Raw genomic sequence first — 16,101 nt, forward strand, 5'->3', positions numbered from 1 at the left:
CCAAGGCTTCCTCCTAAAAGAAAGCCTTGAATCACGTTCCGTCTGATTTGAGAATCCCAAGAGTCCACACAGCCTAGGAGGCCCCCGCCGGATGCACCGGCTCGCGATGGATCTCGCGCCCTGACTCGCTGACGACCACGATCGCAAGGTCCGGTTCGGTGGGAGCCTCTTTGCGGAAATGTGCGGCGAGGATCTTGCTGTATTCGATGGCTTCGGCATCCGATGAAAACTGCTTCCCGATCCGGTCGCGGATCGGAACACCGTCTTTCCGGTCGAAATAGAAGGTCTGCACGTTCGTTTGCCTCTGATCTGGTGGCGCAGGCGGGTGGCGAAAGGCTCCTCCACGCTATGGCGCCGACGGGAACTTCAGCTTGATCTGCCTCAATCTGGGCTGACCGGCTTCGTCGGGTCGGTTTTTGCGGTAGCGTTCCAAAAGCTGGCGCTCGCGGCTAAGATTGAGGGCGTATCGCGGGGGCAGGACTGGACTTGGCGAGTTCAATCCGATCGCGCCTTGCGCGAAGCCCTGATCGCAGCTAATGGAACGGCATCGGAGCGTGGCGCAGCCCGGTTAGCGCACTAGTCTGGGAGACTAGGGGTCGAAGGTTCAAATCCTTTCGCTCCGACCAAACTTTTAAAGCAATTACAGTTACTTAGCGGAACACCTCGAAACGCCGTAAGCAATTTGTAAGGAATTCTGTAAGGAATCAATTTTCGCCGTCTGTTCCTGTTTTCGCGGCGTTCCGCTTGGCGACTCTGGCCTTGGCCACGCGCCGGCTCGTCTCGATATTCGGCACGACGTAGTTACGGACGGTGGTCGCCACGTCAACATGCTGCGCGTGCTTGGAGACGTCCACGATGTCCGCGCCGGCGCTCTGCCCTTCCGTGATGCCGCCGTGCCTGGCGCGGGCGTTCCAGACGGTCTCAGGCACGCCGGCGGCGTCGGCCACCTCCCGATAGATTTCCGCATAGAAGCGGCGCCGGACTGGCTCGCCGGGCGTCACAGCGACCAGTGGGCCGGCCCGCTCGCTCTCGGGCACCATGGAAAGCGCCAACTGGAAAAGCGGATAGGCGGTGACGTCGAACACGGCGTCCGTCTGGTTCTTCGTCGTGCTCAGATCGAGCACCCCGCCGGCGATGTCCTCGAACCTCAATCCTGGTCGCCAGACCTTCTTTCCGACCGGGATCATGCCTGGCTCGATCGCCACCCGGTCGCGCGGCATAAAATAGCCGATCACGTCGATTTGTCGCAGGGTAAACTCGAACTGCGCTGCGACGCCGAGCGCAACGGCTCGCGCCCGTCGGGATCCGATTTCCTTCGCCTTCTTCACGATCGCTTCGGCATGCTCGAACTCCATCGCCACCTTTTTCTTTTTGGGCATGGCCACGACGGTTTCGCTGCGATCGACCCGGAATTTCATCCCTTGGAGAATGGGGGCGAAGGCGATGCAGTCCTGTAACCCGGCTTCGCAGCCGTAGCGGACAGCGTCTCGCAGCATGTCCATGGCACCGAAGGCGCGCCGTTCGCGCCGCGGTTTGCCTTCGGCGACGGGTGCCCACAGATCGCGGAAATACTCCCGAAGATCCGTTCCTTTCAGCGCCGATATTTGGCGATCGCCGGCGATCTCGATCAATGGCTTTGCCTGGTTGATGTAGAGTTCTTGAGTGCTCAGGCGGTTTTCGTGGAAAGTTGACGCGGGGTCGAGTTGCCAAAGCGAAAACAGCGACCGAACCGATCCGGTAAACTGAAGATTTCGCTTCCCGCCGTTTTCCAGCCAAAGCAATTCTTCCTGGCGATATGACGCGCACATGGCGAACATTTTTTCGACGTCCGGCTGGCTGTCGAGATTGCCGTGCAGGCGGACCGTCTTTGGCGCGTAACCGCGACTTACTGCCGTGTCGGAAGCATACCAATAGGCTTGCCGTTCGCCACTGTCACGGGCGATGATCCTGAAACCTTGTGCAGTTGCTGGGATTTCGACGAGAGCGCCGTTGACGACAATCGGCTTATGCTTTCTCGCCATGTCGAGATCTCTTGATGTCCGGTGTTGGGACGATCGTAATATGTGACGCGCGCGGTACCGGTGCGGCCGGGACGCTGCTCGCAACAGGCTTCGCATTGTGACGCTGGCGGAAATAGGCGTCAACAGCCGGCCAGAAACGGCCGCCCATTTGCTTGTCGATACGCGGCAACCCCTCTTTGTCCTCAAGGAATTTGGCAATCGCCGGCCACTGCTTGGCGCGCGAGGCGCCGAGCACGAGCATGGCAATTTCGGACTCGGAGGGATAGAGGGGGATGGTCACGGTAGCCGCCCGCACAGATCGTCATCGGTCGCGCCGCAAATCTCGCAGCGCTCCGAAGTAATCGGATAGCCGGCGGCGCAAATATCCGCCTTGTCCGCCGTGGCCGTTCCTGTATTCGGCACCACCAGCCGCGTCTTGAGCCCGACCTTTTCCGACGTCGCGTTGAACTTGCGCGCCACAGCCTGTTCGAGATTGATGCCGTAGTGCATCGCGAGCAGATCGACGCATATCACGACGTCGGCCAATTCCTCCGCCAGGTGCTCAACCGTGTCGCGCGAGCCCTTGAGCCCGAGCCGTTCGCGTTCCAGCTTTTTGACCACGTTGCAGGCTTCGCCCACCTCGCCGGCCAGTTCGACGCCGCGGAACGATGGATCGAGGGTGGCGCCGGCCGACCATTCCTTGTCGCGGTGAATGTTGGCGACGCGGAGGGTGCCGTAAACCTCCACATGCGGCGCCGGGCGCTCGCAGCCGGGCTTGCCGCACCACGGCGTTTTGATGTTGGGAGTGCACCAGCACATCGCTAAGCCACTCCCCGCATTTCTTCCAACGTCGGCGCCACACCGGGCGAGTCCAGTCGCGGCACCTTGACCGTGTCGAGCGTCGCGAGCCCGGCCAGGTGCGCCAGCTTCGCCCGGCTTTCCTCGCTCATGCTGTAGCCGGTGCCCCAAATCGTCCCGATCTCGATGTCGTGCGACTTGAGCTTCTTTCGGACCTTGCACACAAGCACATCGACGATTTTCGGCTCTCGACCTTCGGTGTCGCCGCCGTAGAGCGCATGGTAAATGTGTGATTTGGTCGCCCTGCCTCGCGCAATCGCGGTCAGCACCTTGGCTTCCGCACGCGTCAGGCCGGCCACGCCCATGATCGCTTCGGCGACCGTTTCCTTGCGATCCACCAAGGCGCGGATTTCTTCCTGCGCGTCGTCGAGCTGCGCGCGGAGATTGGTCACCTCCGCCACCAAGGCGTGACGCGGATCGTCCGGATTGTCCGGCGGGACCATGGCAAGTTCGCCATCCTCGCGCGCCCGCTTGCACATGCTGCGCACGCGATCAATCGGCAGCGCCATTGCCCTGGCGATCGTGGCAAGCGCGATACCCTGCCGCGCGAACACGGTAACGATGTCGGTTGTGGAATGGAGAGCGGGACGGGACATTCGTTGCGGTCCTGTGCTTGTTTGCGTCCCGGTAACTATCGTTTATACAATGTGGCCTGTCAACATTCTTTTTAAACGCGAATTGCGAGGTGGTGCAGAATTGCCCACTCTTTGGCGTCTGCGAGGTTGTCGACGACGATCGACGCGGCCATCCCGGCACGCATGAGACGCGGGTGTGCAGCTTGTTGCGCTGCTGAGAGCTGACGTTCCGGCGGCTGCGGTCCGCCCGGCTTTTTCCATTCCATGCCGAACAAAAGACCGAATACACCAAAGCCGGGGAAGTTCGTCGGACGCAGGTGGAAAATATCGTGAACTCCGGCCCACACGCCCATTTCTTTCAGGCGCTTGCCTTCGATCGCGTTGCGTGTGCCGCCATTCGGCGTGTGCCAGAACTCGACGCCTGGCGCCAAGGCAGGTTGCACGCGCGGGCGACCGTCTTTGTCGGGGTTGCCGGTTAGCCAAAGTACGTATGCCCTTTGGACGTGAAATTCCTCAATGACGGGCATCAGGAGATTACCAGCTTTTCAGCTTCCTTGATGTAGAATTCGTAGCAGACATTGTTCCAGTCGAATCGATTTGCTTCGCTGCAGTCCGCGACAAGCCAGCCAGATTGCAAGCTCGTTTCCGTGCTCTCCGGATACTTGGCCTTGTTCTTCATGTGGATCCGCTCATCCCACGTGTCCGGCGGCAACGTTTGCAGGATCGAATGGTACTCGTAGTCGGATATCTTCTGCTTACGCTTGTAGGTGCCCGGTTTGCCCTTCGGGCGCATCACCTTGCGCAGCGGTCCGCCTTCCCTGGCGACGTAATATCTGGTGATGCGCTGGACCTCTTTTTCTCCAATGAACAGCTTTGCCGATCGATCACACTTCGCTCGCATCATGAACAAAAATGGATCGTCGCAATCGTAGATGAACTTCTCAATCGGTGTTCCGTTGACCATGTGCTCGACAGCGGCCATCGTCGAAACGATGTTCGAAAAATCCTTGTGCCAAGCCGCTTCTTCTGTGATGTCGTTGGGAAACTCGACCGGATACCAATACGCTCCTTTGCGTTTCAGCTTCCCCGCGGTGGTCTCGCTGACATACGAATTTACGTCGCGGATGAACATGCGGCTGTAAAGCACTTCCTCTAGTGCCAATCGCGTGTAGGCTTCCCACGCCTTGCGAATCTCACGCGTTCGTTCGAGCTGATCGCGACGCACGCGATAGGTGATGCCGTCCGTGTTCCCTTGAATGATTGAAACCGACGGGACCGTGAGCAGCCATTCTGCGAGCATACAGATGACGAGTTGTCCGTTCACGGTCGTCGCCATGGTCACCTGAGGGTCGTAGAAGATCGAATGAGGGTTGTTGGTGTTGCCAAATGTCCCATTTCCGCCGAGTTTGAACGCCTTGTTTCGCGGCGTTCCCTTCTTATACTTCGATCGCTCAATCGGAATCTGCGAAAACTCGAACACGAAGCGCTCGCCAAGGTGCTCCGGATAGAGTTTGTTCGCGATCATGTTGGCCGGGTACATACCCGAGACGTCAATGTCGACAATAGCCCATTCATCGTCGGCGACGAACCGTTGCGCCGAAACGGATCCATGAATGCCGCCAACACCGAACACGAATTCGATGCCGCCGGCCTGCGCTGTCACACCATGGAAAACGCCCTTCGTCTTGAGCTTCCCGGTAACTTCGTCCTCAGTGATCACCTGTTGGCGCAACCAGGACAGGACGCGATTGAACTCCGGGTGCGTGAACCGGATGAATGGAAAGATGATGTCGTTGAGACGAATCTGGCTGCGCTTGGTCTGCCGCTTCTGCCGGTATCCATTTTCCCAGGTGTAGCAGACCTCACGCCCTAACCGTTGTTCGACGATCTGCGCGCCGATCTTTGTGTCGTTCCAGTTGAGAACGTCACCTTCCAGCATGTCCATCAACTCGATGCGAAACTTGATCGCATCGAGCGAGATCAGCGCGAAACGCTTGGTCTCACGAATATCATGCAAGTTGTATGGCACGAGGACACGGTCGATGTCTGCCGCCGCGATCGGTTGGTCGAACGGCAGCGGCATTTCCAACACCGTTTCCGATCGCATGGCAAACTGCAACGCCTTGAGGCTCGTCCGCTTATTGGGATTATCGAAGTGCCACAGCTTCAGAAGATCAATCTGAGGTGCGAAACATTCCGACGGACGCACGGTCTTGAAAATCGTATGATCGTTGATCTGCTCTTGCGCTTTCCAAAAAATGTCGTCGAACGTGGCACCAGGGTTTTGCCATAGGAAATGAATGACTGGATAATCGAATTCGAGAGTGTTGTAGCCGATGAGGGGGATTTGGTTCGCTCGCCAATGCTCGAACCAGGCGAACAGAAACTGGCGATCATCGCGATATTCTGAGATTTCGAAAGTAGCTTCCCAATCCTCACGCAGGCCGGTAGCGCTCAACGTAAAACAGTTTGGTAGCGTTTCCACGTCCCAAATAACTGCTTTTTCGACATCGATCGTCATGCCGCGGTCGCCATTCTTCGCATCAAGACACGACGGCAAATCTCGGCGACTTCGTCATCCGTCAGTTCGCCCTTCATCATATTGTATTGCCAGATCACGACGCGCGTGTTCTCGGGAGAATAAGGGCCTTTCGGATTGATTCGATCGAGCGATGGCGAATAGGGATTCTTGACGCGACCGGTCGCCATCTGATGATCGTAGCTCAGATCAAAGATGATTCCGGTCACAGGACAATGGCCGATTTCAATCCGAGCAATGATCCACTCAAGTGTCAGAGAGCACCCATCCGAGGATCGAAGTGCACTCCTCAACATTGATCGAGCGCGTCCTTCGATACTGGAATAATGCTTCCGTCCGTTTTTCTTCAACTTCGCAACGAACGTCGGGTCTTTCTTCCGAACGACGAGACGTGCTCGGATTTTTTGTTTAACGGAAGGATCGCTATAGTATCGATTCCTCATGTATTTATTAGTGCAATCCTTGCAATAAGGCGCCTTTCCACCTCGCCGATCAGGATTGTCGTAGAATTCAGATAGGTCTTTCTCTGTATCGCATTTCTTGCAAAATTTGGTTGTGGCGTTCGGATCGAATGGCGCATATATGCGCGGCTTTTTGCCGTTCTTCAGTGCGACTCGATGCTCGCGCATTTGCGCATTGCGACATTCTTTGCAATTCGGTGTTTTCCCGTTACGACTTCGCTTGTTCTCGCCGAATTCGCATAACGGTTTCTCAGTCTTGCACCTAGTGCAAACCCTAGTCGCAATCGACGACAACGGCACAGGACATGGCAGCAATTCGGCAAGCATCGTCACGCCGGTATCTCCAACACCGGGACGCCGGCTCGCCTCGCCTGGCGCATCATGTCGGCCGTACCGTCGCCGCCGGGGAAAGCGATGACAAGCGTCGGCTTTCCTTCCGCAATCATGCGTGCGTTTCGCCTTGGTCCTGCCGCGCGCCCTTGTTCCCAATCGGCCGGAAATGGCAAAACGAGCACACCGCGAGCGTCAGCCCATTCCGCAGCGAGTGTGTCCGCGCCACGTGCCGCGCCCTGAATGACGCATGCAAAACCGCCCGTCTCTCGCTGGTAATGGTCGAGCACGGCGAACAGGCGCGCTGCGTCGCTATAGTTGCGACCGCCGCAGACAAGGACTCGGTGGGGGGTCACTTCCGCCATCCCTCCGGCAGCGGGCTATTTGCAGGCGCCGGCGGCATCGGCGCGACAGGCGGATCACACTGCAGCGCATAGCCGCCGCCGTAATTATGTTCAGCGAGAAAGCCGGCAATGCCACCCTTGTGACCACTGGCAATCGCGATCACCTCCGACAGCCACGTCACCGGGATCTCGCCGCGATGGACAATGACGCAGGACCAGCCCACATCGAGATGCACCTTTCCCTCATCGGTGCAGCCAGGTTCGATTTCGAAATAGCAGCCACCGTTTGCGCCTTCGCCCTGAAACCTGTTCGGGCACTGATGCTTTGCCATGGTGACTGCTCCAAATAAGTCGGGATTTCGCCGCCCTGGCTCCCTTGGGCCAGGTTCAACAACGGAACGGGGTGGGTTCAGTTTGCGGCTACCGTCTCGTCTGGGGGAGCGAGCGGATTAGGTCGGCAGCGCGGGTACGCCGAACTAGAAGCCCGCGCCGCCGTAACTCTTACCGACCCGGAATCGGCGGAAGCCCTGCCGGTGCCTGCGGCACGGGCGGCGCACCGGGAAGCGGCGGCGCAACGGGCGGAGCGGCCACGGTGGGAATTGTGGGCGCAGGCGGTGCGGGCGGGGCGGCGGGTGACGGCGGAGTGTAAGTCTGCTGCGGCGCTTGCGGAGCCGCACCTGGTAGCGGCGGCATTCCGCCCGGCGCTGCAGTGGCCGCCTGCGGGGCCGTCCCGGCCACACCTGCGAACATCTGCGCCGCCGAGCGGGGACCGGAATTGTTTCCGATCCGCTCACCTTCGCGAGTGAACAGGAATCCGTCGAATCCGAAGTTCACGCCGAAAGTTTCGTTTTGATACGCCCAAGCATGGATATTGGGGTAACCCCAATCGCCCGATTTGTACTGCTCGATTCCGTTGATGACCTTAGCCGGCAATGGTTGAATCTGACCGTTGACAATCTTCGCAATACTCGGACCCGGATCCAAAAAGTGCTCAGCCTCGACGATCCAATATCCCTTGCGCCAAGCGTTCTTCTTCGCGATTTCCTCTGGTGACGGCACAGGCTGACCGGGCTTCGGCTTCGACACGAACGGCACGTCGCCGTCCTTGACGGCAAAGAGCGCGCCCGCCGGCCACACCCACTGGCCCGACTGGTCGACATTCTGCGGCCACATCTTCTGCGCCGCTTCGACAGCCAGTCCCCACAGGAACATGTAATTCGGACACTGATACGGATCGGCGTGAAGCTTCGGAAACATAAACGTTCCGCTGTGCCGCGGGTTCGGTGTGCCGTCCTTTTTGGTGAAAGGAACGCCGGCGGCATTCTTCGTGCGCTTTTCGTGGAAATACGGATAAGCGGTACGGACTTCGCTCGGGCTGTTTGCGCTCTGGCTGCGCTGGTTCTTGATCTTCGTGGTGACGGGGGCGTTCATCGTGGACTCCTAGTTGAAAACGATGTGAGGCGTGACGTATCGAGCGAGAGAATATCTATGTTTCGTTGACTGTCAACAACTCATTCGTGGAAATCGGCGCAATCGTCAAACGAAGACCCATCGCGTTCAAAACCGCCTCGACGTCTGCCATCCTGGCTGATGCGCCGGCTTTCCATTTGCGCATGGATCGATCGGTCACGCCCGCCCGCACGGAAACGGCGCGAGCGGTCAAACGGCGCGCTTGCATCTCATGGAAAAGTTGAGCGATGGCGGGGTGTGCGGTTCTCATTTCGGCACCACCACGCCCGCGAACATTTCCTGCGCGGTCTTCGGTGCCCACGGCTTCCTTTTATCCGACGCAAACCCGAGCACCGGTCCGCCTTCGGGACGCGGCGCAATCTCGTTCACGACATCTTCCGGAATACCGCGCTCGATCGCCTGCGCCGGCGTGGGGAGGTCGAGCGCATCGACGCCGAGCCGCTCGATCACCAAGGCGCGAGCCTTTTTCAGATCCGACCAAGCGCGATGCTTTTGCGATGTGAACACCCCAAGACCCTCGGGAGCACCCTTCGCCAGGGCTTCCTTGAGCCACACCTTGTCCGCCTTCTTAAAGGCGTCGGAAATCGGCTTCTCACACGCCTTGAACAAAACGCGCTGTTCCGGCGTCACGTCCTCCGGTCGCATCAGCCCGTTCACGAGCGCGCCGACGTTCGCCAGGATGTCCTTGCTGGCGTCGCAGATGCCGAACAGCGGGCAATATGCACAATGCTCGCCGAGAACGAACCGCTTCTCTTGCGCAGGAATAAGCGCGATCTTGCTGGCCCATGCGTGAACCGACTCGGCCGATTCAATGTGCTGCTTGATGCGCGGGACCGGCCGGAAATCATTTTCCTGCCCGATGGCGTTGCGGAACCACTTCACCGGCAAATTGTAGGTGAACATCCCCGCCGCGTCGTAGATGCGAAGTTGCGGGGCGTCGGCGTCAACACCGATGAAACCGTCTTTCAAATCGAACGTGGTGAACGTGCCGCTCTCGGCGTGCCAGTGCTGGAAATCCGCCCTGCCCCAAATCTGCGGCGTGAGCGCCACGCGCTGCTCAACCCAAATGCGCCCTGGCGGAAGCTGGCGAATGAATGCAATCGCCCTCGCCACACCGATCGCCGACGGATGATCTGGGTCAACAGGCTTGATCGGCATCGTTGCGGGGTCGACGAATTCGCCATTGAGCGGACCGATGCATCGCTCGAACTCGGAGTGCGCCGCCGTACCCTTGGCTGCTTCTTTGCCTTCCTCCGGTACGATCACGCGATTTACCGCGGCAACTGCTTCTGGCGCAGCCGTGCAGCCGCCTTCGCTGGCCCACACGTGACTCGAACTCGGCGAATAGACGGCGTGAGCTGCGTTCGGATCGGTGTGGATGGTCATCTCAGAAACTCCGTATGGCAACAATGAGCACCACAACGACGCCGTACCACGCCGCGCGCATGCTCCACACAAACCGCTTCCAATTGCGCTCGCTGCGCTTTATGCGCTCGCGCTGCTCGGGCCAGTCTTTCGCGTAGTAAGGCTGCGACGATCTCGGCGAGACGCCGACGCTTGTTGGCCACGGGCTCATGCGTTCACCCCTCCAAGCCTGTCATTGTCCATGATGTAATAGAACGCCACGGCGGCGATCACGACATCCAAGGGCAACGCTACGAACCATCGGAAAAGAAACCAACTGGCCACAATCGCCAAGGCCGCAAGCACGATCGCCAGGAGGATTTGCAGGTATGCGTTCATGCCTGTCCTCTGATTTCGTAGTGACCGGGTACGCACTTGATGCGACCGATGCGCCATCCCGACTTCGCGTAGATCGGATGGTGAAATTTCCAGTCGGCGACATTCGCCTGGCCGATCATGCATCCCTGAAACGTAACCGTGTCGTCGAGATCGCTGGACGTAACGATTTCTTCGACCCTCGCTTCCTCCGCCGTGCAGTCGCGGTCCGGCGCGATGGTGACTTCGGACGTGACCAGATGACACATCACCGCGACTACCGTTGTGAACATCCTAGTCGTCCTTCAGCACTGAACGGGTCGCCGCCACGCCCGCGAGTACGATCACGAACGCGACGATCATTCGCGAGACCGTCCACCAGTTCGGATCGAGCATGTTTGCTAGTGTGCTTTCCATCGTCCCTGCCCTTCCCTGCCTCGACCGCCGCGCCCATTCGCGACGGTCCCCGTCCCTTCCCCGCGCGCTACGAGACCGCCAGCGCCGTGGCCACCTGGCCTAACTGGTCATCACGCAGCAGACGGATCGCCGCGACGCATTCGTCGTAGGTCGACCCGGCGTTGACGACCTTGTAAGCAGCCAGCCAATCAGCGAGCACTTTCTTGTTTGCATCGTCGGTCGCACGCGCGTCGAGCGCGCCGATCACCTTGCCCGCCAGGATGCCGGACGGCGGCACTGCGGGAGCCGGTGGCGGGGGTGGCGGAGGCGGAGCCGCTGGTGCAGGTGCGGACGGCGCTGCCTGGTTCTTGAGGAAGTCCGGAATGTCGCCGGTCGTGGCGGCCTGCTGCACCTGCCCGACCAGTTCGGGAGCCGGAACAGTCGGCGGAGCGGCAGCGGGCGGGATCGCGATCGGCGCCGGCGCTTCGGCAACAATGGGAGCGGTGTTCTTGGGCTTCGGTCCGCGCTTGCCCTTCGGCTTGTCCGCTTCCGTGGTGTCACCCTCGCCCGTCGCGACGGTGCCCGTGGAAATAGCCGTGTCGCCGGCCACGGTCTTGACGACCATTTCCATGTCATCGCCGAAGATGCGCGAAAGTTCGGTGCCCTTCTCTCCGATATAGCCGGCCAGTTCTTCGAGCGAGCCGACTTCAAACGCCACTTGGATCGATGGGCGTTTGAACGTCACAGTCATTGTCATTTGTGGGTAACCCCTAGTTGGTTGCAACGGCGCACACGATACCGATGCAATTCGGACTGTCAACATAAAATACATAAGTGAGCCGAATTTTATTGGCTGACCGTCACCTTTCGATTCGGCACATCATGATTCGTTGACTGTCAACATTAAATTGCTTGACATGTGCTGTTTCTTGCCCGTACTTTCCCGGTCGCTAATTCACAACAGGGTGCATATATCAATGGCCAGACGGAAACCGCTACTTCCAGACGAGCCTTCAAAATTTACAGAGAAGTCGCTTTTGAATTTCGCGAACGACGTGAAATCCGGGCGCCTGCCCGAACGCCTCCGTCTAAACGACGACATGGTGTTCGGTCTCAAGTTCATCATCTCGACGAACGGTCGCGTGACTATGTCAGCGAACTACACCTATGGTGAAGGTCGATATGACATGAAGCTCGGCGAGTTGACTGCGCCGAAGAACGACCCCGAGCATATGTCGTTAGCAGAGGCGCGCGAGTTGACCAAGACAGTCCGGAAGCTCGCGCTGAACGGAATCGATCCGCAGGAAGGCGCTCGGCGTCGCTTGATCCGCGAACTGCAGCGCGACGGTGTCGCCTGGCGACCTTCGAAATGAACAAACGCGAGCACTAAGGATTGCGTGTGCGGCACGCGCCCGCCTGCTGTGAGATACAAGACCTAGACTTACTCGGCGCCCTCGTTGCGCCTTTTGCATTATTGTTGACAGTCAGCATTGCATTACGTATGTTGGGCGCATGCTCGACATCGCGGAAACGCTGAATAGCGCTGATTTTTATGCGCTGAACCTGTGCCGGACCGATGCGGGCTGGCAAGCATCACTGCAGCGCTCCGTCGGCGGGGCATTCCGAATTCGAGTAGAGGCGACGCCCGCGGAGGCTATCGCGGCTGTGTTGGGGCTTGGGCTTGGTGAGGTGGAATTGCCGCCCTGTCCGATCGCGCTTCCGCCTTGTCCGGTGGCGCTGTCCGCATGACCGCACCCGTCACCCTCTCGCCCCTTGACTATTACGCGCGTCATTCTTGCGCCCTTTTCCCGCTCCCCGCCGGCTTCAAAGAAGATCCGGGCTGGAAGGACGGGACCGGTATCATCAAGCATTTTTCCCGCGAGTGGTCGCGCGACCCCGCGCAATGGTCCGCCTGGCGTGCCGCTCATCCTGCCTGCAATTTCGGCCTGGTCTCCGGTCCGTCCAAGCTGATCATTGCTGATATTGACGTGTCGGAGATCGGCCGCGACGCCGCATGGGCAGCTTGGTCGAACTGGTGGCAGTCGCGCGGTTTACCTGTTCCGATGCCCCACGCACAAAGCGCCCGCGGCGGCTGGCATGTGCTCTTTCAAGTCGACGATATGGCGAAGTTGCGCCAGGTACCGTTGATCGGCGTCATTGAGGGTGTCTCGAAAAAGCCGATCGTCGACATGCGAATCGGCAATGGCTACGTGGTCGCGGCCGGCAGCTACTATGACGGCACACCGGACGGTAAACAGTCCGGCCATTACCAGCTCCTATCCGATACAGCGCCCCATCCGGCTCCCGACGCGCTGGTCGCCGCGCTCGGTCGTGCTCACTCCGGTAGCGTGGCGGTTGCGGCCGGCAAAGCAGATCCGAACGACACTCGACGCGTTCTCGAATGGATGGCGGAGCACGACGGCTTCGCGTCCTATGATCGATGGTACAAAGTCGGGATGATCTTGCGCAGTGAGTTCGGCGACGATCCCGGCTTCGCATTGTGGCAGGTCACGAACGACGGCACCGTGAGCGCGGAGCAGGAGGCGTCGAAATGGCAATCGTTCTCGCCGACCGCGACAAGCGACGACGTAAAGATCGGCACGCTGCGGACATGGGCAAAGCAGGACGGTTGCCCAATCGGAATCGGCATATCGGCCAAGGCGATGTTTGAGGGTATAGTCGGCACCGCTACGTCCACGAACGCGGCTACTACCGTGGCGCAGATTGCCGCGGACGCCGGTGCCGCGCTCCCCCTACCGCCCGGCGCGCAGAGCCTCGCCGGCAATACGGCGAAGGTGATTGCCGATCTTGGACAACCCGTCCTCGATACCTTCTTCGAATCGACCAAAGACGTTCCGCTGAACCCGGTCAGCTCGAACTTTCCGCAATTGCCGTCCGCCGCGGAGGAAAACTACCCCGCCATCTTCGATCAGATGAACATCGCCATTCGGCGGATCATCGCCATGGCTGAAGTGCCGCGGTCGTTCCGGCAACAGCGCGTGTTGCGTGTCCTGGCGCTGCTGAATCAGATGCATCAGGTGACGTACCAAGCGGTTGTCGATCGCATCAACGGGCACGGCTGCGCGCTCACGCCTGGCAAATTGGAACAGCAGAACAAACAATTTGAGATTGACATTGTTTATCAGGTTCAAGGCAGCAAACGGACATCGTTTCATGCCGACGGCAAGGGCAAGCCGGACTCGCAGATTTCGGACAACGTCGGAATTTTCCTGAACCTCTCGAACCATCGTCTTCGCTTCGATTCCTTCGTCAAGCGTGCGGAAGTGGCGCACGGCGAGGACGAATTCAGCAGGTTCGATCAGGATGAACTTGATCGCCTGCACGGCTTAGCCAAGAGCGCCGACTACAATTTCCATCCTGCGAAGGATTTCTTTCGGTCCCAAATCAAGGTTGAAGCCAAGCGCAACTCTTACGACTCCCTCTGTGACATGGTCGATACGCTCGCGCGCAAATGGGATGGCGTCGAAAGGCTCGACACCTGGCTTTCAACCTATCTCGGCGTCGAGAACAACAGATATCATCAAGTCGTCGGCCGCAATCTGATCGGCGGTATGGTGCGCCGCGCGCGATATCCCGGCTGTAAGCACGATGAGACGGTGATTTTGATCAGCCCCGATCAGGGACAAGGCAAGTCGACACTCTGCAAGATCCTGGCACTGAAAGAAGATTGGTTTCTCGGGTCGTTCAAATTCGGCGGGACCGAGCAGAACACCTTGCCCAAGCTGGCCGGAAAATGGGTTGTGGAATTGGGCGAGTTGGCCGGTTTGAACAAGACCGACGTCGAGGACGTCAAAACGTTCCTGACCGAGACTAAAGACGAATACGTTGCGAAGTACGAGTCCGAGCCGACCGAGAACCTGCGCCGCTGCGTCTTTGTCGGCACGTCGAACAATCGCCAGCCCCTTAGCGATGTGTCGGGCAATCGCCGGTTCCTTCCGGTCCATATCGCGAGCGAGATCGACCTCGAATCCCTCCGCCGCGATGTCGAACAGATCATTGGTGAAGCGGCCGTGCGCGATGAGAATGGCGAATCGTTTGCTATCCCTCGCGATGCATGGACCCTCACCAGGGAAGTGCAGGAAGCGTCGCGAGGGTTATCGCCGATCGAGCAGGCTTGTCACGATTGGTTCGACCGCGATGGCAAATTCTATATCACGTCGCAGCAGTTCTCGAACGCGTTCCGCATGGCTGGTTTTGGTGCGAACGTGCGTGCCGGCATCTTCATGGAAAAGCTAGGCTGGCGCCGCGCGCAGGTCGGGCCGCACCGCGAACGCGTGTGGATCAAGCATTCGAACAACGACATCGCAGAATGCCTACAATTGATCCCTGCTCAGCATTCGACAAACGGCGTGGTCGAGATGCGCTTGCGCCAGGATATCGTGACTGGTGCCGTCGGATTGCCACCTCCTCCGATTCCTGGTCGCTGATTTATTGTTGACAGTCCACATTACGACGCATAGTGTGAGGCGATGGAAAGTCACGCGCACAGGCTCGCTAAGGAACTGCTCAGAAGCTGGATCGAACCGTTTCCGCGCCGCTGGCCTGAACTCGGCGAAGGTCGAGTTTTCCTCGAATATCCAATCCTTACGGAAGCGGTTGCCGGGGACATCACCGAAACCGGACTGACAGTCCTGTGGGATGAGATCGGTCATGCATCCGTTCCGACCTACGACGAATTGAACGCGCTCGGAAAGCCGCCCGCTGTGATTCTAGACTTAGTCGTAACACACAAAGGCAACATCAGCGCCGCGATCGAAATCGTTCACAAGAACGACATATCAGAAAAGAAACTGCAGCGACTCATTGTGCTACAAAATGAGTGTCCGCTCGGAGGATTCCCGGTGTGGACCGTGCCAGCGCGCTGGGTGCTAGGTCAGATTGGCATCCCGGAAAAATTCGTCGGCACGCGTGTTGTTTGAGAGGGCAAAAATGGATTGGGATAGCTATTTCATGAACCTTGCTCGCGAGGTCTCCAAGCGCAGCAAGGATCGTTCGACGAAGGTCGGATGCATCATCGTCGGACCGGACAACGAGATTCGTAGCACCGGCTATAACAGCTTCCCGCGCGGTATCAACGACGATGCGCCCGAACGGCACGAGCGCCCGGAAAAGTACCTCTGGACCGAGCACGCCGAGCGCAATGCGATCTATGCGGCCGCGGGTGCCGGCATATCGTTGTCAGGCTGTCGCGCCTATCTGCCGTGGTTTCCGTGCATGGATTGTGCCCGCGCATTAGTACAGGTGGGCATTGTCGAGCTGGTCGCAATCAAGCCGGATTTGACCGATCCGCGTTGGGGCGAGGATTTCAAACGCGTCGGCACCTTGTTTGCGGAAGCCGGGATGCGCGTTCGGTTTGTTGCGCTGTGACGGCCCCGAGAGCCCTCTATG

General features: G+C 59.0%; 21 protein-coding genes, 1 tRNA gene and 1 pseudogene. 6 read left to right on the forward strand and 17 right to left on the reverse strand.

The genetic code is table 11. The features are described from left to right. Positions 1-73 precede the first annotated feature (73 nt). Positions 74-292, reverse strand: coding sequence for a DUF6894 family protein (locus tag AC5ZG1_RS31940; RefSeq protein ID WP_130232029.1), 219 nt, complete (start codon positions 290-292; stop codon positions 74-76). Between the two features lie 256 nt (positions 293-548). Between AC5ZG1_RS31940 and AC5ZG1_RS31945 the strand changes: the two genes are divergently transcribed. After that, positions 549-626, forward strand: a tRNA-Pro gene (locus tag AC5ZG1_RS31945). 78 nt (positions 627-704) lie between these two features. On the opposite strand, the gene AC5ZG1_RS31950 is transcribed toward AC5ZG1_RS31945, so the two are convergent. From AC5ZG1_RS31950 to AC5ZG1_RS32025, 16 genes and pseudogenes are all read right to left on the reverse strand, one after another. Beyond that, positions 705-2,021 carry a hypothetical protein gene (locus AC5ZG1_RS31950; RefSeq protein WP_496135177.1) on the reverse strand — a complete coding sequence of 439 codons (1,317 nt, stop codon included), beginning with the start codon at positions 2,019-2,021 and terminating at the stop codon, positions 705-707. After that, positions 2,005-2,301, reverse strand: coding sequence for a hypothetical protein (locus tag AC5ZG1_RS31955; protein ID WP_496135178.1), 297 nt, complete (start codon positions 2,299-2,301; stop codon positions 2,005-2,007). Before AC5ZG1_RS31955 ends, AC5ZG1_RS31950 begins: the two co-directional genes overlap by 17 nt. Next, positions 2,298-2,819, reverse strand: coding sequence for a MazG-like family protein (locus AC5ZG1_RS31960; protein ID WP_496135179.1), 522 nt, complete (start codon positions 2,817-2,819; stop codon positions 2,298-2,300). The genes AC5ZG1_RS31955 and AC5ZG1_RS31960 overlap by 4 nt, the downstream gene beginning before the upstream one ends. Before the next feature lie 2 nt (positions 2,820-2,821). Further along, complete coding sequence (locus tag AC5ZG1_RS31965; protein WP_496135180.1) at positions 2,822-3,367, reverse strand: helix-turn-helix domain-containing protein; 546 nt, start codon at positions 3,365-3,367, stop codon at positions 2,822-2,824. 158 nt (positions 3,368-3,525) lie between these two features. After that, positions 3,526-3,960 carry a hypothetical protein gene (locus tag AC5ZG1_RS31970; protein ID WP_496135181.1) on the reverse strand — a complete coding sequence of 145 codons (435 nt, stop codon included), beginning with the start codon at positions 3,958-3,960 and terminating at the stop codon, positions 3,526-3,528. Continuing rightward, on the reverse strand, positions 3,960-5,954 hold the full coding sequence (locus AC5ZG1_RS31975) for a hypothetical protein (protein ID WP_496135182.1): 1,995 nt from the start codon (positions 5,952-5,954) through the stop codon (positions 3,960-3,962). Before AC5ZG1_RS31975 ends, AC5ZG1_RS31970 begins: the two co-directional genes overlap by 1 nt. Then, complete coding sequence (locus AC5ZG1_RS31980) at positions 5,951-6,766, reverse strand: hypothetical protein (RefSeq protein WP_496135183.1); 816 nt, start codon at positions 6,764-6,766, stop codon at positions 5,951-5,953. The genes AC5ZG1_RS31975 and AC5ZG1_RS31980 overlap by 4 nt, the downstream gene beginning before the upstream one ends. Positions 6,767-6,924: 158 nt before the next feature. Then, positions 6,925-7,128 (reverse strand): annotated as a pseudogene (locus tag AC5ZG1_RS31985) (DUF2493 domain-containing protein); the annotation flags it as partial. Continuing rightward, on the reverse strand, positions 7,116-7,439 hold the full coding sequence (locus AC5ZG1_RS31990; RefSeq protein WP_496135184.1) for a hypothetical protein: 324 nt from the start codon (positions 7,437-7,439) through the stop codon (positions 7,116-7,118). The gene AC5ZG1_RS31990 and the pseudogene AC5ZG1_RS31985, both read right to left, overlap by 13 nt. Positions 7,440-7,608: 169 nt before the next feature. Then, entirely contained in the window at positions 7,609-8,538 is a 930-nt protein-coding gene (locus tag AC5ZG1_RS31995; RefSeq protein WP_496135185.1) for a hypothetical protein, read from the reverse strand. Between the two features lie 55 nt (positions 8,539-8,593). Beyond that, positions 8,594-8,827 (reverse strand): hypothetical protein, encoded by a 234-nt coding sequence (locus AC5ZG1_RS32000; protein WP_496135186.1) that lies wholly within the window; start codon positions 8,825-8,827, stop codon positions 8,594-8,596. Beyond that, entirely contained in the window at positions 8,824-9,735 is a 912-nt protein-coding gene (locus AC5ZG1_RS32005) for a PD-(D/E)XK nuclease family protein (RefSeq protein ID WP_496135187.1), read from the reverse strand. The genes AC5ZG1_RS32000 and AC5ZG1_RS32005 overlap by 4 nt, the downstream gene beginning before the upstream one ends. Before the next feature lie 414 nt (positions 9,736-10,149). Then, a complete protein-coding gene (locus AC5ZG1_RS32010; protein ID WP_496135188.1) occupies positions 10,150-10,320 on the reverse strand; it encodes a hypothetical protein in 171 nt (56 codons plus the stop codon). Continuing rightward, positions 10,317-10,589, reverse strand: a complete 273-nt coding sequence (locus AC5ZG1_RS32015; protein ID WP_496135189.1) for a hypothetical protein — start codon at positions 10,587-10,589, stop codon at positions 10,317-10,319. Before AC5ZG1_RS32015 ends, AC5ZG1_RS32010 begins: the two co-directional genes overlap by 4 nt. Position 10,590: 1 nt before the next feature. Beyond that, the gene (locus AC5ZG1_RS32020) at positions 10,591-10,713 is read right to left on the reverse strand and encodes a hypothetical protein (RefSeq protein ID WP_496135190.1); all 123 of its coding nucleotides are present in this window, start codon (positions 10,711-10,713) and stop codon (positions 10,591-10,593) included. Positions 10,714-10,780: 67 nt separating this feature from the next. Next, the gene (locus AC5ZG1_RS32025) at positions 10,781-11,449 is read right to left on the reverse strand and encodes a hypothetical protein (RefSeq protein WP_496135191.1); all 669 of its coding nucleotides are present in this window, start codon (positions 11,447-11,449) and stop codon (positions 10,781-10,783) included. A gap of 280 nt (positions 11,450-11,729) precedes the next feature. On the opposite strand from AC5ZG1_RS32025, the gene AC5ZG1_RS32030 reads away from it, so the two are divergent. From AC5ZG1_RS32030 to AC5ZG1_RS32050, 5 genes are all read left to right on the forward strand, one after another. After that, complete coding sequence (locus tag AC5ZG1_RS32030) at positions 11,730-12,065, forward strand: integrase arm-type DNA-binding domain-containing protein (protein ID WP_496135192.1); 336 nt, start codon at positions 11,730-11,732, stop codon at positions 12,063-12,065. Between the two features lie 139 nt (positions 12,066-12,204). Next, positions 12,205-12,441, forward strand: coding sequence for a hypothetical protein (locus AC5ZG1_RS32035; protein ID WP_496135193.1), 237 nt, complete (start codon positions 12,205-12,207; stop codon positions 12,439-12,441). Continuing rightward, positions 12,438-15,140, forward strand: coding sequence for a VapE domain-containing protein (locus tag AC5ZG1_RS32040; protein ID WP_496135194.1), 2,703 nt, complete (start codon positions 12,438-12,440; stop codon positions 15,138-15,140). The genes AC5ZG1_RS32035 and AC5ZG1_RS32040 overlap by 4 nt, the downstream gene beginning before the upstream one ends. A gap of 42 nt (positions 15,141-15,182) precedes the next feature. After that, positions 15,183-15,632 (forward strand): toprim domain-containing protein, encoded by a 450-nt coding sequence (locus AC5ZG1_RS32045; protein WP_496135195.1) that lies wholly within the window; start codon positions 15,183-15,185, stop codon positions 15,630-15,632. A gap of 10 nt (positions 15,633-15,642) precedes the next feature. Next, entirely contained in the window at positions 15,643-16,080 is a 438-nt protein-coding gene (locus AC5ZG1_RS32050) for a deoxycytidylate deaminase (RefSeq protein ID WP_496135196.1), read from the forward strand. Positions 16,081-16,101 lie beyond the last annotated feature (21 nt).

It is taken from the genome of Bradyrhizobium sp. Leo78, from assembly GCF_059512425.1.